Source organism: Streptosporangium sp. NPDC049046 (assembly GCF_040649155.1).
In the GTDB taxonomy this organism is placed as follows: Bacteria; Actinomycetota; Actinomycetes; order Streptosporangiales; family Streptosporangiaceae; genus Streptosporangium.
Genome location: NZ_JBEZEZ010000013.1, coordinates 20,415 through 46,381, shown reverse-complemented (window position 1 = coordinate 46,381; position 25,967 = coordinate 20,415). Strand labels below are relative to the sequence as shown.

At 70.1% G+C, this 25,967-nt stretch carries 25 protein-coding genes; 15 read left to right on the top strand and 10 right to left on the bottom strand.

The genetic code is table 11. The features are described 5' to 3' along the window. Nucleotides 1–147: 147 nt before the first annotated feature. The 5 genes from AB0B96_RS19885 to AB0B96_RS19865 all read right to left on the bottom strand — a co-directional run bounded on the left by AB0B96_RS19885 (nucleotide 148) and on the right by AB0B96_RS19865 (nucleotide 8,006). A complete protein-coding gene (locus tag AB0B96_RS19885; protein ID WP_350944177.1) occupies nucleotides 148–1,299 on the bottom strand; it encodes a VWA domain-containing protein in 1,152 nt (383 codons plus the stop codon). Further along, on the bottom strand, nucleotides 1,292–3,859 hold the full coding sequence (locus AB0B96_RS19880) for a DUF5682 family protein (protein ID WP_362900533.1): 2,568 nt from the start codon (nucleotides 3,857–3,859) through the stop codon (nucleotides 1,292–1,294). Before AB0B96_RS19880 ends, AB0B96_RS19885 begins: the two co-directional genes overlap by 8 nt. Before the next feature lie 180 nt (nucleotides 3,860–4,039). After that, nucleotides 4,040–5,107 carry an AAA family ATPase gene (locus tag AB0B96_RS19875; RefSeq protein WP_350944181.1) on the bottom strand — a complete coding sequence of 356 codons (1,068 nt, stop codon included), beginning with the start codon at nucleotides 5,105–5,107 and terminating at the stop codon, nucleotides 4,040–4,042. Continuing rightward, nucleotides 5,107–6,519, bottom strand: a complete 1,413-nt coding sequence (locus AB0B96_RS19870; protein ID WP_362900530.1) for a DUF5691 domain-containing protein — start codon at nucleotides 6,517–6,519, stop codon at nucleotides 5,107–5,109. Before AB0B96_RS19870 ends, AB0B96_RS19875 begins: the two co-directional genes overlap by 1 nt. Then, complete coding sequence (locus tag AB0B96_RS19865; protein WP_362900528.1) at nucleotides 6,516–8,006, bottom strand: SWIM zinc finger family protein; 1,491 nt, start codon at nucleotides 8,004–8,006, stop codon at nucleotides 6,516–6,518. Before AB0B96_RS19865 ends, AB0B96_RS19870 begins: the two co-directional genes overlap by 4 nt. Before the next feature lie 220 nt (nucleotides 8,007–8,226). Between AB0B96_RS19865 and AB0B96_RS19860 the strand changes: the two genes are divergently transcribed. Together AB0B96_RS19860 and AB0B96_RS19855 are read left to right on the top strand one after the other, a co-directional pair. Next, nucleotides 8,227–8,658, top strand: a complete 432-nt coding sequence (locus AB0B96_RS19860; RefSeq protein WP_362900526.1) for a cupin domain-containing protein — start codon at nucleotides 8,227–8,229, stop codon at nucleotides 8,656–8,658. Between the two features lie 225 nt (nucleotides 8,659–8,883). Next, the gene (locus tag AB0B96_RS19855; protein ID WP_362900524.1) at nucleotides 8,884–10,425 is read left to right on the top strand and encodes an aldehyde dehydrogenase family protein; all 1,542 of its coding nucleotides are present in this window, start codon (nucleotides 8,884–8,886) and stop codon (nucleotides 10,423–10,425) included. A gap of 6 nt (nucleotides 10,426–10,431) precedes the next feature. Here AB0B96_RS19855 and AB0B96_RS19850 read toward each other — a convergent pair whose 3' ends face one another. Continuing rightward, nucleotides 10,432–10,863, bottom strand: a complete 432-nt coding sequence (locus AB0B96_RS19850) for a hypothetical protein (protein ID WP_362900522.1) — start codon at nucleotides 10,861–10,863, stop codon at nucleotides 10,432–10,434. 175 nt (nucleotides 10,864–11,038) lie between these two features. Here AB0B96_RS19850 and AB0B96_RS19845 point away from each other — a divergent pair, with 175 nt between their 5' ends. Then, nucleotides 11,039–11,848, top strand: coding sequence for a methyltransferase domain-containing protein (locus AB0B96_RS19845; protein WP_362900520.1), 810 nt, complete (start codon nucleotides 11,039–11,041; stop codon nucleotides 11,846–11,848). Between the two features lie 168 nt (nucleotides 11,849–12,016). On the opposite strand, the gene AB0B96_RS19840 is transcribed toward AB0B96_RS19845, so the two are convergent. Together AB0B96_RS19840 and AB0B96_RS19835 are read right to left on the bottom strand one after the other, a co-directional pair. Next, nucleotides 12,017–13,846: a M14 family zinc carboxypeptidase gene (locus AB0B96_RS19840; RefSeq protein ID WP_362900518.1), complete on the bottom strand. Its 1,830-nt coding sequence runs from the start codon at nucleotides 13,844–13,846 to the stop codon at nucleotides 12,017–12,019. Between the two features lie 164 nt (nucleotides 13,847–14,010). Then, the gene (locus AB0B96_RS19835; protein ID WP_362900516.1) at nucleotides 14,011–14,379 is read right to left on the bottom strand and encodes an ATP-binding protein; all 369 of its coding nucleotides are present in this window, start codon (nucleotides 14,377–14,379) and stop codon (nucleotides 14,011–14,013) included. A gap of 229 nt (nucleotides 14,380–14,608) precedes the next feature. On the opposite strand from AB0B96_RS19835, the gene AB0B96_RS19830 reads away from it, so the two are divergent. Together AB0B96_RS19830 and AB0B96_RS19825 are read left to right on the top strand one after the other, a co-directional pair. Beyond that, entirely contained in the window at nucleotides 14,609–15,433 is an 825-nt protein-coding gene (locus AB0B96_RS19830) for a helix-turn-helix transcriptional regulator (protein ID WP_362900514.1), read from the top strand. Nucleotides 15,434–15,467: 34 nt separating this feature from the next. Continuing rightward, complete coding sequence (locus tag AB0B96_RS19825; RefSeq protein ID WP_350944260.1) at nucleotides 15,468–15,698, top strand: DUF397 domain-containing protein; 231 nt, start codon at nucleotides 15,468–15,470, stop codon at nucleotides 15,696–15,698. A 192-nt stretch (nucleotides 15,699–15,890) separates the two neighbouring features. Here AB0B96_RS19825 and AB0B96_RS19820 read toward each other — a convergent pair whose 3' ends face one another. Together AB0B96_RS19820 and AB0B96_RS19815 are read right to left on the bottom strand one after the other, a co-directional pair. Further along, nucleotides 15,891–18,860 carry an AAA family ATPase gene (locus AB0B96_RS19820; protein ID WP_362900512.1) on the bottom strand — a complete coding sequence of 990 codons (2,970 nt, stop codon included), beginning with the start codon at nucleotides 18,858–18,860 and terminating at the stop codon, nucleotides 15,891–15,893. Nucleotides 18,861–18,874: 14 nt separating this feature from the next. After that, nucleotides 18,875–19,567, bottom strand: coding sequence for a hypothetical protein (locus AB0B96_RS19815; RefSeq protein WP_362900510.1), 693 nt, complete (start codon nucleotides 19,565–19,567; stop codon nucleotides 18,875–18,877). 459 nt (nucleotides 19,568–20,026) lie between these two features. Here AB0B96_RS19815 and AB0B96_RS19810 point away from each other — a divergent pair, with 459 nt between their 5' ends. From AB0B96_RS19810 to AB0B96_RS19765, 10 genes are all read left to right on the top strand, one after another. After that, nucleotides 20,027–20,719 (top strand): hypothetical protein, encoded by a 693-nt coding sequence (locus AB0B96_RS19810; protein WP_362900508.1) that lies wholly within the window; start codon nucleotides 20,027–20,029, stop codon nucleotides 20,717–20,719. A 5-nt stretch (nucleotides 20,720–20,724) separates the two neighbouring features. Further along, nucleotides 20,725–21,873, top strand: a complete 1,149-nt coding sequence (locus AB0B96_RS19805; protein WP_362900506.1) for an SRPBCC family protein — start codon at nucleotides 20,725–20,727, stop codon at nucleotides 21,871–21,873. Nucleotides 21,874–21,919: 46 nt separating this feature from the next. After that, nucleotides 21,920–22,351 carry a gas vesicle protein GvpJ gene (gvpJ, locus tag AB0B96_RS19800; RefSeq protein WP_362900504.1) on the top strand — a complete coding sequence of 144 codons (432 nt, stop codon included), beginning with the start codon at nucleotides 21,920–21,922 and terminating at the stop codon, nucleotides 22,349–22,351. 1 nt (nucleotide 22,352) lies between these two features. Next, complete coding sequence (locus AB0B96_RS19795) at nucleotides 22,353–23,243, top strand: GvpL/GvpF family gas vesicle protein (RefSeq protein ID WP_362900502.1); 891 nt, start codon at nucleotides 22,353–22,355, stop codon at nucleotides 23,241–23,243. A 31-nt stretch (nucleotides 23,244–23,274) separates the two neighbouring features. Then, nucleotides 23,275–23,496 carry a gas vesicle protein GvpG gene (locus tag AB0B96_RS19790; RefSeq protein ID WP_350944208.1) on the top strand — a complete coding sequence of 74 codons (222 nt, stop codon included), beginning with the start codon at nucleotides 23,275–23,277 and terminating at the stop codon, nucleotides 23,494–23,496. A 45-nt stretch (nucleotides 23,497–23,541) separates the two neighbouring features. Then, entirely contained in the window at nucleotides 23,542–24,003 is a 462-nt protein-coding gene (gene gvpO, locus AB0B96_RS19785; RefSeq protein ID WP_362900499.1) for a gas vesicle protein GvpO, read from the top strand. A gap of 13 nt (nucleotides 24,004–24,016) precedes the next feature. Then, nucleotides 24,017–24,421 carry a gas vesicle protein gene (locus AB0B96_RS19780; RefSeq protein WP_362900838.1) on the top strand — a complete coding sequence of 135 codons (405 nt, stop codon included), beginning with the start codon at nucleotides 24,017–24,019 and terminating at the stop codon, nucleotides 24,419–24,421. Further along, nucleotides 24,414–25,208: a GvpL/GvpF family gas vesicle protein gene (locus AB0B96_RS19775; RefSeq protein ID WP_362900497.1), complete on the top strand. Its 795-nt coding sequence runs from the start codon at nucleotides 24,414–24,416 to the stop codon at nucleotides 25,206–25,208. Before AB0B96_RS19780 ends, AB0B96_RS19775 begins: the two co-directional genes overlap by 8 nt. After that, complete coding sequence (locus AB0B96_RS19770; protein WP_362900495.1) at nucleotides 25,198–25,473, top strand: gas vesicle protein; 276 nt, start codon at nucleotides 25,198–25,200, stop codon at nucleotides 25,471–25,473. The genes AB0B96_RS19775 and AB0B96_RS19770 overlap by 11 nt, the downstream gene beginning before the upstream one ends. 80 nt (nucleotides 25,474–25,553) lie before the next feature. Beyond that, the gene (locus AB0B96_RS19765; RefSeq protein ID WP_362900493.1) at nucleotides 25,554–25,946 is read left to right on the top strand and encodes a gas vesicle protein K; all 393 of its coding nucleotides are present in this window, start codon (nucleotides 25,554–25,556) and stop codon (nucleotides 25,944–25,946) included. The last annotated feature ends 21 nt before the right edge of the window (nucleotides 25,947–25,967 follow it).

Below are 25,967 nucleotides of genomic sequence, written 5' to 3'. Positions count from 1 at the left end.
CCGGTTCGGGTCCCTCGGACCACTGACCGTGCCACGGCCCGGTTCAGGTCCAGGCCACGGACCGCGCACGGCGGGCCGGGGCCGTCGTCCCCTGACGTCCCGGTGAGGGCGGGCCCCCGTGGCCCTACCGCCCTCACCGGGACGGGATCAGGTGGCGGTGCGCTCCAGCCTGCGCTCGGCCCACTGGCCGATGTCGCGGCGCTCGATCGCCGCGGCCATCAGGTCGGGGAAGGCGTCGGGAGTGCAGGCGAAGGCGGGTACCCCCATCGCCGCGAGCGCCGCGGCGTTGTCGTGGTCGTAGAAGGGCGCCCCCTCGTCCGAGAGCGCGAGCAACACGATCACCTGGACACCGGACGCGGTCATCTGGGCGACCCTGCGGAGCATCTCCTCCCGTACGCCGCCCTCGTAGAGGTCGCTGATCAGAATGAAGATCGAGTCATTGGGCCGGGTGATGAGCCCCTGGCTGTAGGCGATGGCCCGGTTGATGTCGGTGCCGCCGCCGAGCTGGGTGCCGAACAGCAGCTCCACCGGGTCGTGGAGCTGGTCGGTGAGATCGACGACCGCCGTGTCGAAGACGACCAGCGAGGTCCTCAGCGAACTCATCGAGGCGAGCACCGCTCCGAAGACGCTCGAATAGACGACGGAGGCGGCCATCGACCCGCTCTGGTCGATGCAGAGCACGACCTCGCGCTGGACCGCCCGCTGCCGCCTGCCGTACCCGACGAGCCTGGACGGGATCACCGTGTTGCGCTCGGGCAGGTAGTTCTTCAGGTTGGCCCGGATCGTGCGGTCCCAGTCGATGTCGGCGACCCGCTTGGGCCGGTGGGTCCTCGCCGATCGGTCCAGGGCGCCGGTCACCGCGGCCTTCGTCTTCTGCACCAGTTTCCGCTCCAGCTCGGAGACGACCTTGCGGACCAGCGCCCTGGCCGACTCGCGCGCCTTCTCCGGCATCACCCGATTGAGCGAGAGGAGCGTGCCGACCATGTGGACGTCCGGCTCGACGGCTTCCAGCATCTCCGGCTCCATCAGCAGCCGGGTCAGGTTCAGCCGCTCGACGGCGTCCTTCTGCATGACCTGAACGACGGTCGAGGGGAAGTAGGAGCGGATGTCGCCCAGCCAGCGCGCCACCCTGGGCGCGGAGGCGCCGAGGCCACCGCTCCGCTCCGACCCCTCGCCGCCGCCGTTGTACAGGGCGGCCAGCGCGCCGTCCATCTGGGCGTCGGTACCGGTGAGCGAGCACCCTGTGCCGTCCGCGTCGCCGCCCAGGACCATTCGCCAGCGGCGGAGTCTCTCATCCATCGGCACTGCCCGTCCTTCCAGAGATCGCCGGTCCCAGAATCGTCAGCACGGTCCGCACGGCCGCCGCCGCGCGCTCCTCGTCGAAGTCCTCCGCGTCCGGCGCGAGGTCGCCGCTGCCCGTGCCCAGGGAGCGGACGCGCGAGCCGATCGAGCGCCGCTCCGGGGCGGCGAAGGCGCCGAACGTCCTGCGGAGCAGGGGGAGCACGTCGACGAAGGTCTCGGGTGCGAGCCCGGTGAGCCACTCGTCGATCAGCCCGAGCAGCCGGGGGTCGTGCACGAGCAGCAGCCCGCCCCCCGACAGGAATCCCTCGATCCAGGCGGCCGCCCTGGCCGGCGGGTGTCCCGCCGACATCGCCCGCGACATCCGCCGCCCGACCTCGGCCGTGTCGAGGTCGGCGGCGTCCAGCAGGATCCTGGTGAGCCGTCCCTCGATGAGCCCGTGCAGGTCGGTGCGGCCGCAGGCCCCGCGCAGTGCCACCAGCCACCGCTCCCGCGGCGCCTCCTCTCCGACCTTTCCTGACTCCCCGGAACCCCCCTCGGGGGCATGGGCGCCGTCCGGGTCGGTGGGGCCGGTGTCGAGCAGGGCGACGGCGGCGTGTACGGCGTCGATGTGCCGGATCAGGTCGCGGGCGGCGTCGTCGTCGAGACCGGTGACGGCGCCACCCAGGCCGACGCAGATCCTGGTGAGCATCGCCTCCACGATGGTGGCCAGGCCGGTGGCCGGGGTGCCGCGCACGTCGCCGTAGCGCTGGGCGCGGACCATCGCCGGGAGCGCGTCCATCAGGTGCGTGACGTCGTTGTCGAGAGCGGCCCGCGCCGAGAGGGCGTCGAGCACGTACGGCAGCGCTTCCGGCAGGTCGGCGACGAGGCAGCGCTCCACCAGGCCGGTGAGCCCGGCCAGCGTCACACCGCCGGTCCCGCCCCGCCCGCCACCTCCCGGGCCGGCCGTCCCCGGAGCACCGCCTCCCGGACCGGCCGCACCGCCGGAAGCACCGTCCCGGGAGACCGTGCCGGGTGCTCCTCCCCCGTCGGCGAGGTCTCGGACGCGCGCGGCGGCGGCGGCCGGGACGGTCGTGCCCCAGGAACTCGCCTCGATCAGGTCGATGTCGAACTCGGGCCGCCAGGCGAGCGACCACGACTCGCGGAAGGTGCCCTTGCTCCGGCTCTCCTGGGGGGTGCCCCAGCCGACGCCGAGCAGTCGCAGCCGGTGCAGCAGCCTGCTGCGCTCCAGGTCGAGCGGTTTGCGCAGGTCGAGGTCGTACTCCCGATCGAGCGCCTCGGGCTTGAGCCTCACCCGCCGCTGCTCCTCGCGCAGGTGACGCTGGAGAGGGACCATCGGGGTGTCGTCGGGCACCTGGCCGAGCCGCTCCCCGACGACCATACGCCGCTGGATCAGCTCGACCGGCAGGTCGTCGCCCTCGCACAGCACCGCCCTGACCGCCTCGGTGACCTCGGCCAGCCCGGCCAGCGGCCGTCCCCTGAGCACGGCCAGGCTTTCCGCGAGCCGGACCGCCTCGATGACGTGCGCGGAGGAGACCGGCAGGTCCTCCTCGCGGAGCACTCCGGCCGCCGCCGTCAACCACCGCTCGACCGGCCGGTCGGGGGAGGCGAACAGGTGGTCGTACCAGCCGGGGGAGGTCACTCCCGCGCCGTACCCGCTCCAGGCCGCCAGCCGCCCGTACGTCCACGGCACCCAGGTCATCTCGGCCTTGACCTTGGGCAGTCCTCTGAGCAGCGCGTCGTCGGCCTTCGCCGTGGGCAGCCCGGCTCCCCAGGGCGCGCCCTCGCGCGACGTGCCCGCCAGCGCGGGGACGTGCCAGGCCCCGCAGACCACGGCGATCCGCTCGAACCCGTCTTTCACCGCCCTGCGGATCGTGCGCCGCATGAATGCCTCGCGCCGCGCCTCGTACGCGTCGGCGACGTGCCCCTCGCGGACGGCCTCCATCGCCTCGGCGATCATGTGGAACGGGGTGTCGCCGCGGTGCTCGACCGCGTCCTCCCACCACCGCTCCGGGTCGTCGTACCCGGCGGCGCGGGCGAGAGTGCCGATCGGATCGATCCGTACGGACTCCGGGGCGGCGTCGTCCGCCCCGCCGTCCGTGTCGCCGTCCGTGTCGCCGTCGTGGGCCGCTTCGTCCCGGGTCTCGGGGGCCTTGTCGTCCGGTTCTCCCGCTCCGGCGTCCTCCGGTGCCTCCTGCCGCCTGCGCTCCCCCGGCCCGGCGCCCTCGGGCCCGCCGGGACGGGAGGCGAGGCCGTGCACGGCCGGCAGGTCGCAGAAGCGGACCGGGATGTCCGCCGCGACGGCGTGGCGGATCGCCTGCCACTCGGGGGAGAACACCGCGAACGGCCAGAAGGCGGCCCTGGACGGCTCACCCGGTACGTGGGCGAGCAACGCGACCGGCGGCCGCAGGTCGGGATCACGTGCCAGCCTGACCAGTTCGTCCGCCTCGGGCGGACCCTCGATGAGAACGACGTCCGGCTTGAGGCGTTCGAGCTCGTCGCGCAGGGACCGCGCCGACCCCGGGCCGTGGTGCCGGATTCCCAGCACGGAGACGCTCATCGGCGTCCCCCGCCCGCCCGGGGAAGAAGCGTGACCGGCGGCCCCGACGACATGGAAACCGGGAGGGCGAAGACCTGTGAGAGGGGGACCTGACGCGCGAAGACCGGCGGCACGGAGACAGGAACCAGAGGGGCCGAGAACGCGGAGACCGGGAAGGCACCCATCTCGGGGGCCACCGCCTCAGCCCGCGTCACGGCAGGCCCGGTAGAAGTCGCGCCAGTCCTGGCGCTCGCGCACCACGGTCTCCAGGTATTCGCGCCAGACGACGCGATCGGAGACCGGGTCCTGGATCACGGCGCCGACGATGCCCGAGGCCACGTCGGAGGCGCGGAGCACCCCGTCGCCGAAGTGCGCGGCCAGGGCGATGCCGTTGGTGAGGACGGAGATGGCCTCCGCAGTGCTGAGCGTTCCGCTGGGGGACTTGACCTTGGTGCGGCCGTCCTCGGTGACACCTGTGCGCAGTTCCCTGAAGACCGTGACCACGCGGCGGATCTCCTCCAGGCCGGTGAGGGTCTCGGGCAACTCCAGGGAACGGCCGAGCTGACCGACCCGCCGGGAGACGATGTCCACCTCCTCCTCGGCGGTGGCGGGGACCGGCAGCACGACGGTGTTGAACCTGCGGCGCAGCGCGCTCGACAGGTCGTTGACGCCCCGGTCGCGGTCGTTCGCGGTGGCGATGATGTTGAAACCACGCGCGGCCTGGACCTCCCGGTTGAGCTCGGGGATCGGCAGCGTCTTCTCCGACAGGACGGTGATCAGCGCGTCCTGGACGTCGGAGGGCATGCGGGTCAGCTCCTCCACGCGGGCGAGCCGCCCCTCGGCCATCGCCCGCATCACCGGGCTCGGCGTGAGCGCCTCCATGGACGGGCCCTCGGCGAGCAGCCTGGCGTAGTTCCAGCCGTAGCGGACGGCCTCCTCCGCGGTGCCCGCCGTCCCCTGCACCAGGAGGGTGGAGTCGCCGCTGATCGCGGCGGCCAGGTGCTCGGACAGCCAGGTCTTGGCGGTGCCGGGCACGCCGAGCAGCAGCAGCGCGCGGTCGGTGGCGAGCGTCGCCACGGCCACCTCGACGATGCGCCGCGGCCCGATGTACTTGGGGGTGATCTGGTCGCCGTCGCCCAGGACGTAGGTGGTCACCGCCCAGGGCGACAGCTTCCAGCCCGGCGGACGGGTGCGATCGTCGCCCTTGGCCAGGATCGCCAGCTCCTCGGCGTACTGGTCTTCGGCGTGGGCCCGCAGAACCGTTGTCACTATCTGAGCTCCTTCAACATGTCGTCACGGAAACGCAGGAGGGCGGCGACCTCCTGGATGGGGGGCTCCGGCGAGAGGCGCCCGGCCATGTCGTGCAGGGCGGGGTCGACGCGTTCGCCGGCGAGTCTGGCCAGCTCCCCGAGGTTCCACGGCTGGGTGCCGGAAACGTCGATGATCTTCTGGAGGACGGCCGTGGCCAGGACGGGTCCCCAGGGGGCCGCGGCCCCGCCGAGGACCATGATCAGCTGACCGTCCAGGCCGTGCCGCCGGACGAAGTCGGCCGCGACGATCTCCTGCTTGTCGCGGGGCAGCGCGGCCAGCAGATCGGCGAGCGGATCCCAGGCGAAGAGCTCCAGCGCCCACTCCGGGTCGCCCTGGATGACGGAGGCCCTGACCCAACCGGCCATGAGCTCCCGACCCCAGTCGACGACCTTCATTCGGACCAGGTCGCGGGGCGGTCGTCCGAGCAGCCGAGGCCAGACGCCGAGCGGGGTGCGGGCCACGGCCTGCTGCAGCCACCAACTCCGCTCACCGGTCCCCCGGGGCGGTTTCGCCCGGATACCGTCGCGCTCCATGCTGCTGTCGCAGGCCACCGGCGGGGTGACGTGGATCTCGCCGCCGGAGACGGTGACGTAGCGGGCGACCCGCTCGGCCATGCGCAGGGCCAGGCGCGATCCGGGGAGCCGGGTGAGCAGGTCGGCGGCCTGGTTGCGGACCTCACGGCGGCGGTCGTCGAGCGCGGCCTCCAGGAACGGCTCGTCGTCGGGCGAGAGCCCGGTGACGAGCACCTCCAGGAACGCCGCCCTGTCCTCGGCGGTCTCCTTCTCCCAGCCGGCGGCGAGCAGCTCCCTCGCTCTCGCCGGGTCGGTCGCCCGCAGCGCTCCCAGATGGACGCGGCGGTCACCGAAGGTGCCGAACTCCCAGATCTCGGAGACCTCGTCGGAGCCGGTGGTGGCGGCTCCGGTGACCTCCTCCAACAGGAAGGCCCACGCCGGGTTCAGCCCGGCCAGCCAGCGTCCGCGGTTTCCCGCGAGGACGCCGAGGTGCGGGCGGATCGACCGGTCCTTGGCCGCGTGGTCGAGAAGCTCGGGCAGCAGGTGCGGCGAGAGGCGGTATCCGCGCGCGGCCGCGGTCTCCAGCCACTCGGTGAGCAGCCTCGGCTGCTCACCGCCGAGGATGCGGGAGAGCCGCTCCCCCGCGGCGCGCGAGACCGCGGGCTGCTCCTCGGGCGCCGCGACGGCCGGCGGCTCGCCCGCGGCGACCGGCCGCCGTCCCGCGCGCATCCGCAGCGTGTGCACGGCCGCGCGCCCGAGCAGCTCGACCTCGCTCGCCTCCTGACCCGGCAGAGGGCGCCGGTCGGTCCCGACGAGCGCGGTGGACACCAGGTCCTCCCATTCGGCGGAGGTGCTCACAGGACGATCACCCTGCCTTCCTCGTCCCAGGTCGTGAGAGGGCGTAGCCCTCTCGGGGTCCATTCGGCGGCGACGGTCAGCGGGTGACCGCCCGAGGTGGCGACCAGCCGCCACGGGGTGCCCGCGGACGGATGGAGCGGCAACCCGCCGGAGGGTCCGGCCAGCAGCCGCGAACCGCTGCCCGCGGGAGTCACCCCCTCCAGCACGAGCGGCCAGGAGTCGAGCCAGGGGTCGCCCGCGAGGGCCTCGGCCACCTCGTCGAGAGCCTGCTCGACGGTGAGGCCTGGCGGCGGCCCCGCCATGGCGCCCCGGTCACGGGCGACGTCATGAGGGGCGGGACCGTCACGAACGTCGCCATGACGACCGGGATCTCGGTGGGCGAGGTCATCGTGAGCGGGATCGCGGTGGGCGGGATCATGGCGAACGGTGTCGTGACGGGCGGCGACCACCGCGCGCAGCGGAGCGGAGCCGGGAAAGAACGCCAGGTCGGCGTCGATGGTCGTGCCGGTGACGAGTGAGGCGTCGAGGGCCTGCCCGACCGGGGCGAACGAGAGCACCAGCGCCGCCCGGCCCGTCGCGCGCCCGCGAAGCCAGACCCGGCGCGCGATCAGCCGGTCGTGCTCCTCGTCTCGCCGTCCCAGCACGTCCCACAGGTCGCGCACGGTGCCGCGGGCGAGCACCTCCTCCTTCGTCATCGGGAAGCCGATCCGGTCGCGCACTTTTTCGAGAAGCCCCACGGGGGCCGCTTCCCCGCGTACCTCCTCGCCGTCCCGCGCGTCGGAACGGACCTCGGAGCCGCCGCCCACCCGGAGGGGAAGGCTGCGATGGGCCACGCAGAGCAGGTGCAGCAGCGCGTACTCGCTGAGGAGACGTGCGGGCCAGTCGTCGCCGTCCAGCGCGGCACCGAGGCGCGACAGCGAACCCGCGACGCCGGGCGCCTGGGCGTCGATCAGGCGTTTGACCAGTTCGTCCCACTGATCGTGGCGCCGCGACTTCGCGATGCCCTGTCTGACCTGGTCGGCGAGCCAGCGCTCCAGATCCGACAGCCCCGCGGTCACCCGCTGCTCGCGCTGCGCGGCCCGGCGACCGTCGGCAGGACCGGGCTCGGCGGCCCTGGCCGCGCGGGCCGTCCCCGCCTCCGCCGCCTTGGCGGCGCGACCGCGCCGCCCTTCGAGCCACTCGGCCACCCAGTCGGCGGGCTCCTCGGCGGCCGGAACACCGTCCGCCGACCACAGCAGCAACAGACCGAGGGCGTGTTTGCAGGGAAACTTCCTGCTGGGGCAGTTGCACCGGTAGGCGGGCTCCGACAGGTCGACGCACGCCCGGTAGGGCTTGGAGCCGCTGCCCTTGCACTCGCCCCACACCGCGTCGGCGGTCACGCCGCATCCCGACCACTTGCCGGGGGAGGAAACGCCCTGGGCCGCTTTCTTGGACGAGGCGTCGGGCGCGAGCGCCAGCACCTGATCCCGGTTCCACCGTTCGATCACGGACCGAACCTAGCCAACCCCGCCGACAAATCCGGACCCGTCCGCGACGGCCGTCCCACAGCACGTCGAACAGAACCACACCCCTCACGGAACCACACCCCTCACGGCCGTCCCACAGCACGTCGGGCAGAACCGCACCCTCACGGAAGCACACTCCCGAGGGCCGTCCCCCAGCACGTCGAACAGAACCGCGTCCCCGGAAGTCCCTAGAATCGGTGCGATGACGACTCCTTCACGTCCTCCGCTCGCCGAGGCCCTCGACCTGCTGCCGCACCCCGAGGGCGGCTGGTTCCGGGAGACCTGGAAGACCTCCGTCGACCTCACCCCGCCCGGGTACGCCGGTGCGCGAGCCACCGCCACCGGGATCTACTTCCTGCTGGAGCCCGGTGAGGAGTCGCGCCCGCACGTGGTCACCTCCGACGAGGTGTGGTTCTGGCACCGGGGCGGCCCGCTGACCCTGATCCTCGGCGGCCACGAGGGCCAGCCCTCGGAGAGCGTGACCCTGGGGCCCAGGGTGGAGGACGGGCAGGTCCTCCAGGCCCTGGTGCCCGGCGGCACCTGGCAGGCCGCCCGTCCCATCGGCGACGAGGGCGTGCTGGTGAGCTGCGTCGTGTCACCGGGCTTCGACTTCGCCGACTTCCGCATGCTTTGACGGAATGCTTTGACGGAGGACGTGCTCGGCTCCGCCGCACGGCCGGGGCCGAGCTCCGCGTGGCTGGACGGGTCGCGTACGGGTTCCGCCGCCCTTCGCATGCTCCGATGGACGACAGGGCGGACGGACCGGCGCGAGGAGATGACGCGAACGGCCTCCCGCCGAGGTGACGGGTTCCCGGATCGCGGGGAGAATGCGGTCAAGGTCCACACCGGGAGGTCGAGGATGACCAGCGAGATCGTCTCCGTCATCGGCGGAAAGGAAACGTCCAACGGCACGGCCTACGAGTCGGTCAACCCGGCTCGGGTGGACGAGGTGGTCGCGCGGGTCCGGCTGGCGGACGCGAGCACGTTCTCCTCCGCGTGCCGCACGGCCGCCGCCGCGCAACGGGAGTGGGCGCGGGTCCCCGCGCCCGTGCGGGGTCGGGTGATCGCCTCGATCGGACGCCTGGTGGAGGCGAACGCCGAGGAACTGGCCCGCCTCGTCACCCGCGAGATCGGCAAGCCGTACGCCGAGGCGCTGGGCGAGGTGCGCGAGATCGTCGACACGTGCGACTTCTTCCTCGGCGAGGGCAGACGGCTGTACGGGCAGACGGTCCCCTCGGAGATGCCGGACAAGAACCTGTTCACCTTCCGGGTCCCCGTGGGGGTGGCCGCGGTGATCACGGCGGGCAACTTCCCCGTGGCGGTGCCGTCGTGGTATCTGGTCCCGGCCCTGCTGTGCGGCAACGCGGTGGTGTGGAAGCCCGCCGAGTACGCGGCGGCCTCCGCGCACGCGCTCTACCGGCTGTTCGTCGCGGCGGGGCTGCCCGACGGCGTACTGAACCTGGTTCTCGCCGACGGCGCCGCGACGTTCGAGGGGTTGGCGGCGGCCCTGGCGGAGGGCACGGTGCACAAGGTCGGATTCACCGGCTCCACCGAGGTGGGCCGCCGTGTCGGCGAGCTGTGCGGGCGCCACCTGCAGTCTCCGTGCCTGGAGCTGGGCGGCAAGAACCCGATGGTGGTGATGCCCGACGCCGACCTCGACCTGGCCGTGGAGGGCGCGCTGTTCGCGGGCTTCGGCACCGCCGGGCAGCGGTGCACGTCGCTCGGCACGGTGATCGTGCACGAGAGCGTCCACGGGGAGTTCCTCGGCCGGTACGCACGCGCCGTGGCCGGGGCCGCGATCGGCGACCCCTCGGGGGACGTGCTGTGCGGGCCGCTGCTCGACCAGAGGTTCGCCACGCGCTATGAGGAGTATCTGGGCTGGATCCAGCCGCACCACACGGTCGTCTCCGGCCCCACCGGCCGCATCACCTCGGACAACCCGCGCGGCGACTTCACCGGGGAAGGTGGTCTCTACTATCACCCGGTGATCGTGGACGGCGTCCGCCCCGGCGACCGGCTCTTCCTGGAGGAGACCTTCGGCCCCATCGTCGGCGTGACGTCTTTCGACACGCTGGACGAAGCCGTCGATCTGGCCAATCTCCCCGGCTACGGGCTCTCCTCCTCCGTCTACACCACCGACCCGGCGTCGGCGTTCCGCTTCCGCGAGGGCATCGGCGCGGGCATGGTCAGTGTCAACAACTCCACCTCGGGCGCGGAGGCCCACCTCCCCTTCGGCGGCAACGGCAAGTCGGGCAACGGCAGCCGCCAGTCGGGGATGTGGGTCCTCGACCAGTTCACCCGCTGGCAGGCGATGAACTGGGACCACTCGGGCAGGCTCCAGAAAGCCCAGATGGACGTCGCCGAGATCGTCCCCGACCTGGACTTCCGCCTTCCGACCTGACCCCTTTCAGTGGTGGGTCACCACGTACTCGAACACCTCGAAACCGGTGAAGAGCACGAACGCGACGGTGAGGAGGGCGTACAGCAGGACGGGCTGCGCCAGGAGGCGACGCGGCCGGGGTACGGCGGGTGAGAGTCCGGGCTCGACGTCGGGAACGGGGGTGGGGTCGGGAACCACGGAGGACATCGCCGAGGTCGGCGCGGCGGTGACGCGGGGGTGCGCGCTCGGCGGGAGGGCTCGGACGCCGTCGCGGCCGCAGGCGGGACAGCTCGCCCCCGACCAGGGCGGCTGGACCACGACACCCGACCGCAGCCAGAGAACGGCATCGTGTCCGTGTCCGTCGCTCAGATGGCGGACGAGGTATTCCTCCTGCCACCGGTGCCCGCAGTGCGCGCACCCCAGCGGCCAGGTCTCGTGAGCACTGAATTCCTCGTGCACGAGGACCCCCTCAGTCGTGTCAACGAATATCCGTCCTGAGTGTGAACTCACTCCCCCGTCACAACAAGTGATGAAACAGTACGAAAACCGTTACGACCACATAGTGAGACTATTCTTCTTGAAATATGAGACTCCTGCTACGGTCCGAAGAGCGCGACGACAAGGGAGGGTTCCCATGACAGGCAAGGACGCCGTCTACACGCACGGGCATCACGAGTCCGTGCTCAGGTCCCACAGGTGGCGTACGGCGGAGAACTCGGCGGCACACCTTCTGCCGCACCTGAGACCGGGCATGAGGCTGCTGGACGTGGGGTGCGGACCGGGCACCATCACGGCCGACCTGGCGGAGCGGATCGCGCCCGGCGCGGTCACCGCGGTCGACATCACCGAGGAGGCGCTCGGGCCGGCCCGCGTGGAGGCGGAGCGGCGCGGCCGCTCCGACATCACGTTCGCCGTGGCGGACGTGCACGCACTGGAGTTCCCCGAAGACACCTTCGACGTCGTCCACGCCCACCAGGTGCTGCAGCACGTCGGCGACCCGGTCCAGGCGCTGCGCGAGATGCGGCGGGTCTGCGCACCGGGCGGCGTCGTCGCGGTACGCGACAGCGACTACGCCACGTTCACCTGGTTCCCCGACACACCCGCGCTGGAGGAGTGGCTGGACCTGTACCAGAGGGTGGCGAGGGCGAACGGCGGCGAACCCGACGCGGGACGGCGGCTGCTGTCGTGGGCGCACGCGGCGGGGTTCACCGACGTCTCGGCCACTTCCTCCGCCTGGTGCTTCGCCACCCCCGACGACCGCGCGTGGTGGGGAGGCATGTGGGCCGATCGGGTCCTGAAGTCGGACATGGCCCGCCAGGCGCTCGCCTCGGGCGCCGCCACCCAGGAGGACCTGCACCGTATTTCGGAGGGCTGGCGGTCCTGGGCCGCGAATCCGGACGGCTGGCTGTCGCTGCTCCACGGCGAGCTGATCTGCCGCGTCTGAGCCTCGACGCCTCGGGAGCCATCTCGCGGACCCGCCTCCCCCGAGGCTTCCCGGCCGCTCCGCCCTCCCACACGCCCGCGCGATCCGGCGTTCCCGAGGTTCCCCGATCTCGGGCGAGGGGAAGGCCGACGGACTCGGGGCGCCCGGTGGGGGCGCCCCGAGGAAGGGTCAGGGCTGCTGAGTGATCTTGACGTTGTCGATCCCGGCCTCGACCAGGGAGGCGCCCGAGGCGTCACCGGCCTCGATCAGGATGCGGACCGTCTGCCCCGCGAAGGCGGAGAGGTTGGCCGTCGCCACGGCCCAGGCGCCGTTGCGGTTGGAGGCCGCGCCGAGCTGCTGGAACACCTGGGTGGTGGTGGAGCCGACGACCTTCACGCGCAGGAAGTCGGCGCTTGAGGAGTTGGAACCGTGTGCCAGATACCACGACAGCGACAGGTTCAGCGTCCCGGTCGACGGCAGGGTGATGGCCGGGGAGCGGATGCTGGTGATGCCTCCGTCGACGTCGTAGTCGCCGGCCGCGGCGCCCGCGAGCCTGCCGGTGACCAGGTCGTTGGTGCCGCTCACGGTGGTGCCGAGCTGCTTGGCGCCGCTGGAGTTGGTGGCCTGCGGGACGCCGCGCTCCCACTGGCCCGAGGTGGCGGTGTCGGTCCCCGACGGGTTGGTCGTCCAGCCGGTCGCCGTCTCGAACTCGTCGGAGTAGACGGTCACCGGCGGGGTGCCGGTCCCGCAGTACTGCGACTCCTTGCCGATGATCCGGTAGACGCAGTCGGCGTACTCCAGGAAGCGCAGCGTGGCCTCCTTGTTGCGGGTCGTCTGCGGGCCGATCTGCTCGTCAGGGGGATAGAAGCCCGGCGAGGAGCTGACCGGGTACATCTCGAAGGTGTAGCTGAAGATCTTGTAGACGCCCCACAGCCAGTCGTCGATCGTGCCGTCGGTGATGTAGAGGTCGCTGGCCTGCTGGGGGGTGTAGTTGTTGGTGGAGGCCATGTTCTGTCCCAGGGCCGCGTGCGCGTCGCGGTCGTCCTGGGTGAGGCCGGGGCCGGTGTCGTTGTAGGTGTAGCCGTACGGCCACAGGATCAGCTCGCTGTAGGTGTGCCAGTCGATGTGCGCCTTGATCTGCTGCACACCGCCGACGACCCGGCTGCGCACCCAGTTGGCCACCGCCCTCACCTCGGGGGCCGATTCGGCCGCCGAGCCACGGTAGGTGTCGCTGGAGGCGGAGCCCGAGGAGCCTCCGCAGCAGCCCCAGTTGTAGCCCCAGTTGCGGTTCATGTCGGTGCCCACCGCCGAGGAGCCCGAGTTGGGCTGGCGGTTCTTGCGCCAGGAGCGGTAGGAGCCCGTGGCGATGTCGTACTCGCCGCCGTCGGGGTTGAGGTCCGGCATGATCCAGATCTCGCGGCCGTTGACCAGGTTGGTGATGCGGCTGTCGGTGCCGTACCCGTCGGTGAACAGGTTGAGCAGATAGATCGCCATCTCGACGGTCAGATGCTCGCGGGCGTGCTGGTGGTGGGTGAACAGCACCTCGGGTTCGTTCTCGTCCGTGTTGACGTTGTCGCTGATCTTGACGGCGATCAGGTCGCGTCCCTCGTACGAGGTGCCGTAGCTGATCTTGCGGGCGATCGCCGGGTGGTCGGCGACGATCTGGTTCACCGCCGCGGTCATCTCGGCGTAGTTGTGGTAGCCGGAGTCCGCCGACGGGAAGTCGGCGAGCCGCTCCGGCCCGGTCGGGTATAACGACTTGGGGATCTTCGTGACGGTGTAGCCGAGTTTCTTGATCTCGGCGACCTCCGCCTCGCTGGCGGTGATCACGACCGAGTCGGGGTCGACCTGGTCGATCGCGGCGCCGGTGGCGGCCACCGCGCTTCGCTGCTGGGCGGTGCTCGGCCCCTGGACCTTGTACTGGCTGTTCGGTTGCGGCTCGGCCGAGGCTCCCGCCCCGGTCACACCGAGACATAACAGCGCCAGGGCGGCGAACACCACGATCAGACGGCGTCTCACCTGCGTCCTCCTCAGGCACGCACTCTAGGGTTTTGTCGCATGCCTCCACTGAGAGTCAAACAGCGGCGTTGATTAGCAAAGGCCCAAATTTTTGCGGCAGCGGTAACTTCGCCGCACAGCCGAATGGAACCCGGGGTGAGATCGGGGTGAAACCCGGCCAGAGCTCAGAACGCGACCTCGAACCAGAGAATCCTGGACCCCTCGGGGGCGTCGTCCTGGACGCCCCAGTCGTCGGCGAGCAGATCCACCAGGAACATGCCCCGCCCGCCCTCCGCCTCCGGCTCGTTGCGCACGTGCGGCACCGACGCCCCCGACCCGGCGTCGCAGACCTCGACCAGCACCGCGGTCGATCCCACCGCCACGGTCATCGCGACCTCGCCGCCACCTCCGGAGCCGGAGTGGAGCACCGAGTTCGTCACCACCTCGCTCACCAGGAGGACGACGTCGTCGGACGCGGGATGCCCCTCACCGAGCAGCTCCCTGACCCGGCTCCGCGCCACCGACACCGACTCCGGGACTCCTTTGAGGGTCATCGTCGATCCTGGCGAGACGGCCCGCCGTCCGGTCGTCATGGTTCCTCACTCCCCGACACGCGTATTCCCTGCGCGTCGCCCTCTGAGATGGCACACTCACTCACGGTGAACTGTTCTATCAAGGACTGCAATACCTCATGTTGGGATTCCACAGATTTGCTATCAAAGGACGGAGGGAGGTGGATGCGTGGCCTCTCGACACAGCCCCACGGCCCGTCATCGCCGTCTGATGGCTGAGCTGAGCCGTCTGCGAAAGGACAGTGGGCTGACACGGGGAGAGGTGGCCGAGCGGATCGGTTCCACCGACACCACCGTCTGGAGGTACGAGACGGGCCAGTCCCGGCCTCGCCCTTCGGACGTGTCGGCCCTCACCGAGGTGTACGGCGTGACCGGGGAGGCGAGAGACTCCCTGATCCAGATGGCCGTCGAAGCCAGAAGGCGGAGCTGGTGGCACCCCCACCGTCAGGCTTTCAAACCGGGCTTCGACTCCTACATCGGGCTTGAGGCCGAAGCGTCGCTCGTGCGCTCGTACGAGCCGCTGGTCGTCCCCGGCCTGATGCAGACCGAACCGTACGCACGCGCGGTGATCGAGGCGACCTCAGTAGTCCAGACCCCCTCCACGGTCGAGGAGACGGTCTCCGTGCGCATCTCGCGTCAGCGGTTGCTGCACGGGCCCGGTGACCCGATCCACCTTGTCGCCGTGCTCGACGAAGCGGTGATCCGGCGTCGGATCGGCGGTGGCGACATCATGTCGGAGCAACTGGAGCATCTCGTCCATCTCAGCACGCTGCCCAACGTGGAGATACGGGTCGTCCCGTTCTCCGCGGGGGCGCACCCCGCGATGGACGGCCCGTTCTGCCTGCTCAGCTTCCCCGAACCCGAAGACCCCGACCTGCTCTACCTGGAGCAGGCCGCGAGCGGGGACGTGCCGGACAACCCCGAGCAAGTCCGCCGATACGCCTCCATGTTCGAGAGTCTCTGCGAGATGGCTCTCGGCGAGGATGCCTCGGCAGCCTTCATCGCCCAGATGGCGAGAAGGTTCTCCTCCCCCTAGCAGTAGAAGGAAGAAAAAAGTGCGAGGGTCCACGATGGATCTGTCCGGCGCCGAGTGGCGTAAGAGCGGTCGCAGCACCAACGGAGGCAACTGCGTGGAGGTCGCGGTCGTCCCCGGCGAGCAGGCGGCCGCCCGGCACAAGGCGAACGCCGATCGGCTGTACCTCGTCCGCGACTCCAAGGATCCGGGCGGCCCGGCGCTGGCGTTCACCCGGAGCGAGTGGGACGCCTTCGTCGGCGGCGTGAAGGACGGCGAGTTCGACTGACGGACCTCCGGGGGAACCAGCCTCACGGTTCCCCCGGAACCTCCGACCACAGCCCGCCCGCGGCCCCGGCCCGGCGGGCTGTGGTCGTCGTCTCTCACCCGCTATCCGTCACTCCTTACCCGTCGCCGTTTCCCGGTCCTCGTCACTCGCCGGCCGTCGCTCGCCGGAGATTCCAGGACCGGCCGGGAGTTCTCAGTGCGGAGGCCGCTCCTCGGTGCCGTTGTAGCCGAGGATCCGCATCGCGACCTGCGGGTCCATCGCCGCGGCGAGCAGCTGGGCACGTTCTACGGCACTGTCCCGCTGAGCCTCGGCCCTGGCCTTGGCCGCCTGTGTCCCCCTGGTGAGCGCGGCCACGATCGCCGCCCCCACGAGTGCCGCCAGCACGGCGACGAACACCACCGTGAGCGTGCCGGAGTCCGGCGAGCCCGCGCGGCCCATCGCGACCGTCCCACCACCGAGCACGTAGGCGCCCAGCGTCGTGAAGACCGCGAGTGCGGCCAGGCTGGCCACGACCACGAACACCATCCGCGACTTCCCGCCGCGCGAGGCGGGCGTCGGCGGCGGTGGCGGTGACGTGGACTGTGACGGCGACGGTGCCGGGCGAGGCACCCGGGTGTCGTCGCCCCAGGGCACGAAGTCGGGTCCAGCCGCGGAGGCCGGCGGCACCGGAGACACAGCGGTCGACATCGTGGCCGGCAGCGTCGGCACCGGGCTCGACACCGCGTTCGACACCGGGGCGCCGTGGCCGTTACCCGTGAGCATCGCCCCCTGGACGACCACGGCCGCGGGTTCGAGCACAGGCACGGCCTGCGGAACGGGCAGGGCCCGCGCCACGTGGCTGTGCTCGCGGTGCGCCCGCGCCGCCTCCAGGTGATACTCCTCGATCTCGGCGTAGAAGTCGTCCGAGGCGTAGACGGAGCCGTCGATCAACGGCCCCCGTCCGCGTTCCAGGATCGCGACCACGTCGTCGCCGTTGAGCGTCTTGTGCGCCTCCAGCGCGTGCGCCAGGCACAGGACGTCCCGCCGGTGTTCGCGCAGCAGTCGCTCGGTGCGGTCGAGCAGGCTCACCAGGTTGAACTCGATGCGCTCGCCCAGCACGTCGGGGGCGAGCGGCTGGCCGCCACCCGGTGTCTTGGTGAAACCGATGCCTCCGCCACCCGGCTTGGGCATCGACTTGCCACCCAGGATCTCCAGCTCCTGCAGCGCGGGCACCGAGGTCACCCCGCGGCCCATGCCCCAGTGCGCCTCCATCAGCGCGGTGAGGTACGTCGCGGAGAACAGGTCACCGGAGACCCCTGAGGAGTTGTCCTCGCCGAAGAACATCCGCTCCCCCGCCAGGGAGGCGAGCGAGACCATGATGTCGGCCTCGTGCTCGGACTTCCAGCGGGTGAACTGGTCTTCCGGCTTGATGCTCGCCACCATGCCGAGGTAGTCGGCGCCCTTCTCGATCGTGGCGATGTCGATCTCCAGGTGGTAGCGGGTGCGGTACGCCGCCACGGCGTGGCAGGCCTCGTGCACGGCCACCGCGTGCCGCTCGCGCTCGATGTACTCCACGTCCTCTGGCGGGCCGAGTTGTTTGAGCCGCTTGGCGCGGGTCACGTCCGACCAGGTGATGGTCTCCCTGCCGTCGCGGATCGCGGTGATGAGCGACTCGTTCACCAGGTCCTTGATCGTGGCACCGGTGGCGTAGGGGGTGATCGTCGCCAGCTTGTCCAGCTGCGCTTCGGTGAGCTCGTGGTCGACCTTGTCGAAGTAACCCCGGTAGGTGCGCACCCGGCCCGCCTTCGAGGGGTAGCCCACCTTGTAGATGCGGTCGATGCGGCCAGGCCGCAGCAGAGCCTCGTCCAGCGAGTTGGGCATGTTGGTGGCCATCATGACCAGGATCCGGTACTTCGGCGGCGGCTTGGGACGCATGCCGAAGAGCCTTCGCACGTGCCGGTTGACGATGCCTCTCGGCTTCTTCAGGCCCGACAGCTCGGTGAGCAGCGCCTGCAACGTGCCCGCGTCACCGCCGCCCCCGCCCATGCCGCCCATCATGAAGCGGCTGCGGCCGGTGTCGGGCTCGCTCGGCTCGGCCGCGCCCTTGCGGGTCAGCAGCCACCGGGTGTCCTCGCTGAGGTAGCCGAAGCCGTGGCATCCGGCGGCGTGCGGGGAGAACCCAGGGGCGCCCCTGGGACCCTGCTGCGCCAGCGAGCCGCGTTTGCCGAGGGAGTCGGCCTCGTCGAAGAAGACGATCACGCCGCCGTAGCGCAGTGAGAGCTTGCGGAGCTTCCTGAACAGCGACTTCACCTTCAGGATGCCGATGCCCATGAACATGTTGACGAACGCGCCGGGGTCGACGAACACGTACGGTTTGCCGGTCTCCCCGGCCACGGCCTCGGCCATCAGGGTCTTGCCGGTGCCCGGCGGCCCCCACAGCAGCAGGCCGCTGGGCACGTAGCCGCCGCGCTCCTCGATCGCGTCCGGCCGCTCCAGAAAGACGATGTTCTCCTTGACCCGCTCGACGACGTGGTCCTGGCCCCAGACGTCGGTGAAGCGGGTCTTGATGTCGTCGGGGAAGTACGTCTCCACACCGCCCCGCGACAACAGCCAGAACAGGCCGATGAACTGGAAGGCGATGAAGAAGAACGCGAAGGCGAGCTGCGCCATGTACGGCAGGGCCTGCCAGAGCAGCGCGGGCGCCTGGAACAGGGCGAGCGCCGGAGAGGTGTCCAGCACCTCCCCGAGGATGAGGGCGAGCACCGTGATCCAGAACACCCACTTGATGGCCCGCGCCATCCTGAAGCGGTTCCAGTCGGAGAAGCGGCGATGGGTCCAGCGTTCGAAACCGCCGAAAACACCGCGCGTCCAGAACCGGTTGTATCCGGCGGAACGCTCGCTGACGAAGAAATGGAGTTGCCTCAGGAACTCGGCCCCGAGGAGCCAGAAGATCCACGGCGCCGCGATCGCGGTGATGATCATCGCGTCCTGGAACGTGATGATGCCCTCGTACGAGGCCATCTCACTCCACACCAGAACGAAATAGATGATCGTGAGAATGAGCAGGAATTTAATCCGGTCCCAGAACGGCATCTTCTTTCGCCTGTCGGGGTGCGGATCTGTCGGGCCGGAGCCGGGAGCCCGGAGTCCTTCGAAGTTGGGGGGCGGTGGAGGTGACTGCATGGACGGGCTTCTCCTCACCCGGTGAGTCGCTTGACCTTGAAGGATTGCGCGATCTTCTCGAGTTCCCCGGCGCGCTTCCGGTAACAGGCGGCCGAACAGCGGATCAGCAGGGTGGAGATCTGCTTGCCGTCCTCGGCCAGATAGGAGGTGAGGTCGAAGGTCTCGATCCCGGCCCCCTGGATCGCGTAGTTGAACCGCACGTGCACCCCGCGCAGGCCGTCTCCGGGCCGGAGCACCTCGTCGGCGAGCAGCTCGAAGTCCTGCAACGGGTAACCGGGGATCTTCGCGTACTCCTTGCGCACCGTCTCGGTGACGGGCAGCACGGAGTTGCGCATGGTGTTCAGGGACAACGAGTCCTGCTCCTCGGGGAGGAGCTTGGTGATCCTGGCGAAGACGAACGGTTCGTCTCCGGTGCCGTAGCCGAGAAGGTGGTCTGGAGAGGGCTGGGAGTGGGCGTCGTAGGCGGCCGACCAGATGAGCTGCTTCTGCAGTCGCGCGGTGGCCGATTCGGGATCGGCCGCGATGGTCGCCTTGTCCAGCGCGGCCTGGTCGACCTTCCGCCAGGTCGCCGGAACCTTGAAGTAGGTCTGCCCGTCGTCGTGGCGGACGTAGGTGAACTCAGCACGTGCACATCCCGTGAGCCCGCCGACCATGGCGGAGACGACCGCCACAGTCACCACGGCGAACCCGGCCCTTGATCTTTTCACCAGGGCTATACCTCCGCTTTACGGGTTTAACGAGGTGGTTGTGCCCGTTTTTTGCGCGACTCTCTCCTGTCCCGACTCACCGAACTTCGAAAATCTTGACCAAATCTTTCCGGGAACCCGGCCTCACTTGTTACACAAAGTCGATGTTGGATTCCCGACATCATTGAACCTCCCCCCTCCGCCCCAGTACAGGGGCCGGGCGGGCCCACTCCACCTTCCCTGCGGACCGGATCCCCTTGAACCACGGGGATCCGGTCCGCTTTGCCGTTTTTTTACCTACATATACGGTTATCCACCCTTTTAGGGGTATAAGGCTCATAATCCCTAAAGTGTGACTCTTTCTGCCTTTGCCGAGAAATGGCATTAAACAGCACCAATGCCTTCTTCTTCGGCGATATACCGGCGAAAACCCCTCAGGGACCGGAACGACGACGAAGCGGCCGACAAGGAGTGATTACCGTGAGGAACGAAGTACGCATAGCCCTCGCCGTGGCCGGCGGCTACCTTCTGGGGCGACGCCAGAAGCTGCGACTGGCGATGGCACTGGCCGCCGCCGGGGCGACCGGTCGGCTGAGCGGCGGCCAGAGCGACCTTCTGCAGCAGGCGCTGAAGGTGATCAGTTCCTCCCCGGAACTGGCGAAGATCACCGAAAGCGTGCGTGGCGACCTCGTCGACGCGAGCAAGGCCGCCGCCAAGGCCGCGGTGAGCAGGCAGGTCGACTCGCTCAGCAACAGACTCCACGACCGGGCCGAATCCCTGCGCAACCCCCTGGAGGACCTGGGAGAGGAACCAGAGGAAGGCGAGGAGGGCGAGGAGCCCAGGCGCGGGCGCGTGAAGGGCATCCTGTCCCGCAGGAAGGCACGGCGCCGGGCCGAGGAGGAAGAAGAGTACGAACCGGAGACGGACGAGGAGGAAGAGGAAGAAGAGGAAGAAGAAGAGGAGGCTCCGCCCGTCCGCAGGCGTTCCGCCACTTCCGGGCGCCGCAAGCCTGCGGCCAAGTCCACCGGTAAGGCACCCCGGGACTCCGAGGACGAGGAGGAAGAAGAAGAGGAGGAAGAGGAGCCACGGGCCAGGGCCAAGCGCCGCCCTCCTTCCCGGAGCGGATCCACCTCTTCCCGCACCAAGCCGACGCCCGCCAGGGCACGGAGGTGACCTAGATGGCCGAGACCTCGAAGAAGCGCCCCGACGGTGAGGGCGACAAGGAAGCACCCCCCAGCCGACTCAAACAGGAGTTCCAGAACCTCGCCGGAGCCATTGGGGAGCGGGCTCTGTCAACGGTGAGCGAGAAGATCCAAGGCGCGACCGGCCGGTTGACCGACTACGCAGAAGGCGGCGGGTCCGGCCTGCTCAGCGCGATGACCGGATCCAAACACCCCAAAGCGTCCATCGCCGGAAGCATGGTGAAGGGCCTGGGCAAGATGGCGATCGGCGGCCTGACCAAGAAACTGACGGGAGGCGGGGGCAAGGGCGGCCAGAGCGGGAAGCTGAAGATGATCAACATCATCGAGACGATCGACATCGGCGCCCCCGTACGCGTCGTCTACGACCAGTGGACCCAGTTCGGCGACTTCCCGAGCTTCATGAAGAAGGTCGAGGGCGTCGACCAGAAGTCCGACGAGAAGCTCGATTGGACGGCGAAGATCTTCCTGTCCCGCCGGACCTGGGAGTCGACGATCCTCGAACAGCTGCCCGACAAGCGGATCATTTGGCGGTCGAAGGGACAGAAAGGGCACGTCGACGGTGCCGTGACCTTCCACGAGATCACTCCCGACCTCACCCGGGTCCTGCTCGTCCTGGAGTACTACCCGCAGGGCCTCTTCGAGCGCACCGGCAACCTGTGGCGCGCCCAGGGCAGGCGTGCGCGCCTGGAGCTCAAGCACTTCCGGCGGCACGTCATGAGCCGGGTGCTCCTGAAGCCCGATGACCTTGAGGGATGGCGCGGCGAGATCCGCGACAGCAAGGTCGTCAAGGACCAGGAGACGGCACTTCGCGAGGAGAAGGAAAAGGAGGAGGCCGAGAAGGGCTCCGAGGAGGAGCGCGGCGAGGCCGAGGAGCCGGAAGAGGGCGAGGAGGAGTTCGAAGAAGAGCCCGAGGAGGACGAATTCGAAGAAGGCGAAGAGGAGGAGGAAGAGGAAGAGGAGCCCGAGGAGGAGCCGGAAGAGGAGCGCGCAGCCGACGAGGACGAAGAAGAGGAAGAAGAGGAAGAGCCTCCCAGGCGTCCGCGGCGTCGCAGGTCCGCCGCTTCCCGGAGCGAGGAAGAGAAGCCCAAGCGCCCCACCCGCCGCAGGACGGCCAGTCGTACGTGACCGGGCGTGACCGGGAAATTCTCGGGGACAGCGGGGAGGAGACGCCATGAGCATCGTTCAACCTTCGGGAGCCGGTGCGAGCGGTCGCGGATCCTCGTCAGGATTGGCCGACGTCATCGACACGATCCTCGACAAGGGACTCGTGATCGACGCCTACGTCAGGGTCTCCCTGGTCGGGATCGAACTGCTGACGATCGACGCCCGGATCGTGGTGGCCAGCGTCGACACCTATCTGCGCTTCGCCGAGGCCGTCAACCGCCTCGACCTCACCCAGACCGGCAAGCAGAAGGGGCTGCCGGAACTGGTGGAGGACATGACGCAGGGCGGTAGCAAGGCGAAGGTCAAGGGCGCGACGCAGGGACTGCTGGACGCGGCAGGGGAGAAGATCAAAGGCCTGACGACCGGCGAGGACGAGTTCGAGGAGGCCGACGAGGAACGTGAGCCGACGCCCCGCCGCAGACGGCGCAGGGAGGAGTGAGATGTCCGGTTCCACTGACAAGCGCGGGGCGGTCCGGTCGGACAACCCTGGGAGCGGTACCCGCGGGACGACACAGCACGACACCGCTCGCGCCGAACGAGCCGCCACGGCCCGCCCCAAAGGACCCCGATCCAAGGAACACGGCGCCCCCGGGAGCGTCACCGGCACCTACGTGTACGGGATCATTCCGTCCGACGTCGAGCTGACCCCGGGCACCCGAGGCGTGGGAGATCCGCCGAACGTGGTCGAGTTGGTACGCCACAAGGAGATCGCCGCCCTGGTGAGCGACGTCTCCACCGACCGCCCCCTCGGCAGGCCGGACGACCTCATGGCCCACGAGCACCTGCTCGACGCCACCGCCACGCAGGTGCCCGTACTCCCCCTGCGTTTCGGAGCGGTGGTGACGGACGCCCAGGCGGTCGTCGACGAACTGCTCGCCCCCTACTACGACGAGTTCCTCGCCACGCTGAACGAACTGGAAGGACGCGCGGAGTACGTCGTGAAGGGACGCTACGTCGAGCGGGCCATCCTGCGGGAGGTGCTCGACGAGGATCCGGAGATCGCGCGGCTGCGTGAGGCGATCCACGGACGCCCCGAGGAGGCGACGTGGGACACGAGGATGCGGCTCGGAGAGCTGATCAACACGTCGATCGCGGCCAAGCGTGAGGCCGACACCGACGCGTTGGTCGAAGCCTTCGACCCGCTCTGCGTCTCCGCCATCGTCCGCGAGCCCACCCACGAGCGGGACGCCGTCCACGTGGCCCTGCTCGCGGACACCGACCGTGGCCGGGAGATCGAGGAGGCCGTGGACGAGTTCGGGACCCGGTGGGCAGGCCGTGTCGAGCTGCGCCTGCTCGGCCCGCTGGCACCGTACGACTTCGTCAAGACGTAGGCGCCGGGATGTGTAAGGAGGTTGATCGATCGTGGAACCACTGGGGCTCATCTTCGGCCTGCCGCTCGCGCCGCTGCGCGGGCTGATCCGGCTCGCGGAGCTGCTTCAGGAACAGGCCGAGCAGGAACTCCGGAGCCCCGCGGCGGTGAGGCGCCGCCTGGAGGAGCTGGAGGAGGCCAGGGCCTCCGGCGAGATCTCCGAGGAGGAGGAGGCCGCGGCCGCGGAGCGGATCCTTGGAGATCTGCTCACCTAGCCGGTAGGACCGCATCGCTGCGGAGACGACGAGGGGAATGATCCCATGCCTGTCAGGCGCGGAACCCGTGAGAAGCGTTCCGCCGACGATTCCTACGAGACCGCCGGCGACGAGACCTTCGACGAGGACTTCGACGAGGACGAGGAGCCCTACGAGGACCTCTCTGAGGAGGACCTGGACGAAGAGGACGAAGAGGAGGAGGAGGACGAGCCCGCGAAGAAGCCGCGGCGGCGTTCCTCCGCCCTGTCCGCGGCAACCGCCGGAGCTGCGGGGTTGCGGCACATCGCCGACCTGACCTCGAAGGAAACGGAAGGGGTGACGCTGGTACGACGGGCCGAGGACGGCTGGCTGGTCGAGGTCGAGGTCGTCGAGAGCCGCCACATCCCCTCCTCCGGCGACATGCTGTCGCTCTACCAGATCGAGCTGGACGCCACCGGCGACCTGCTGTCGTACCGCAGGGTGAAGCGCTACCGGCGCGGCCGGGCGGACAGTGCCGAGGGGGGCTGACGTGGCCGACGTGATGCGATCCGGCGGGTCCTTTCCGCGCTCCTCCGGCGGGCGGGAGTCCTCCGCCAACCTCGCCGACATCCTGGAGCGGGTGCTCGACAGGGGTGTGGTGATCGTGGGTGACATCCGGGTGAACCTGCTCGACATCGAGCTGCTCACCATCAAACTGCGCCTGCTCATCGCCTCGGTCGACACGGCGCGGGAGCTGGGGATCGACTGGTGGGAACACGATCCGTGGCTCAGCTCCCGCGACCGCGACCTGATCGAGGAGAACCGCGTCCTGCGCGACCGGCTGTCCGCCGTCGAGAGCGACGAGGAGATGGAGGGCACCCGGCGCCGTTCCCTCGACAGAGGATCCTCCGGTGACGCCCGGGAGCTTCGATCGGCAGGAAGGTTCAGGGAGGAGCGCGATGGCTGAGACGGGCACATATCTCTACGCGATCGCCCAGGATGTGGGGCACCCTCTCCTGGAGAACGTGGCGGGCGTGACCGGAGCGCCGGTGCGCGCGATCACCCACGAGGGCCTGGCCGCGTACGTGAGCCCGGTGCCCCTGGAGGAGTTCGGCGAGGAGCCGCTGCGGCGTTTCCTGGAGGACCTGGACTGGGTCGGGGGGACGGCCCGCGCCCACGACCGGGTCGTGGAGGCCGTGGCGAAGGAGGCCCCCACGGCCCCGGTCAGGCTGGTGACGGTCTACAGCAGCGAGGACCAGGTCCGTGACCTGCTCCGGCGCAGGCACGACGACCTCGCCGAGGTGCTCGCCCACGTCACCGGATGCAGGGAGTGGGGGGTGAAGGTGTACGCCAAACCGAGTGAGGAGGCCCCTCGCGCCGAGGAGGCCCCCGAGGAGACCGACAGCCCGGGAACGGCGTACCTGAAGCGCCGCCGGGCGAGCCTGCGCGGCAGGGAGGACGCCTGGCGTCTGGCGGCGCGGCGGGCCGAGGACATCCACACCACCCTCGCGTCCATCTCGGTCGCCTGCCACCGCCATCGGCCGCAGGACCCGCGACTGTCCGGCCGCGAGGAGACGATGCTGCTCAACGGCGCCTACCTCGTCGCCGAGGACCGCCGTGAGGAGTTCGTCGCGGCCGTCGACGCGCTGCGGGGCGAGGAGATCGAGATCCAGCTCACCGGCCCCTGGGCGCCGTACTCCTTCACCTCGGTGGACCTCGGCCCGACCCGTGCGGAGATACTCGATGCCCCGTGACCACCAGCCGAGGGGCGCCGAACTCGCCGCCGCCGGACACATCCCCCCCGAGCGCGTGGCACTGGTGGACCTGCTCGACCGGCTGCTGGCCGGCGGGGTGGTGGTGAGCGGGGATCTGGTGCTGTCCATCGCCGACATCGACCTCGTCCGCATCTCCCTGCGCGCCCTCATCACCTCCGTGCGGGCCTCCGACCCGATCCCGTCCGCCCACCCGCACGGCGCGGTCGCGCTCCCGTGGAACTCGGGCGAGGAGGGAGCGCTGTGACGAACCGCCCCCCTGGCGCCCCTCGGGCGAGCGATGTGAATCCTCTGCCCGGCGCCCCCCGGGCAGAGGACCTCGGCGGCATGGAGGATCCTCGTGTCACCCGGGAGCGACTCCGCCCTCCCGCGAGGAGACGGTTCAAGGTCACGCGAACCACCCCCGCGGGCAGGGCCGGGAACGCGCGAGGACCGGCACGGACCGTCCGCTGGAAGGTGAACACCGATCCCGAGGCCGTCGGACGGGACCTGTCCCGCCTCGTGCTCACTCTCGTCGAGCTGATACGGCAGCTGGTGGAGCGCCAGTGTGTGCGCCGGATGGACCAGGGGGACCTCTCGGACGAGCAGGTGGAGGTGCTGGGCGTGACACTGATGCGCCTCGAGGAGGCGATGACCGAGCTGTGCGAGCGCTTCGAGCTCTCACCGTCCGATCTCAACCTCGACCTCGGGCCGCTCGGAACCCTCCTGCCCACCGACTGACGACGACGATGTCCACGGTGA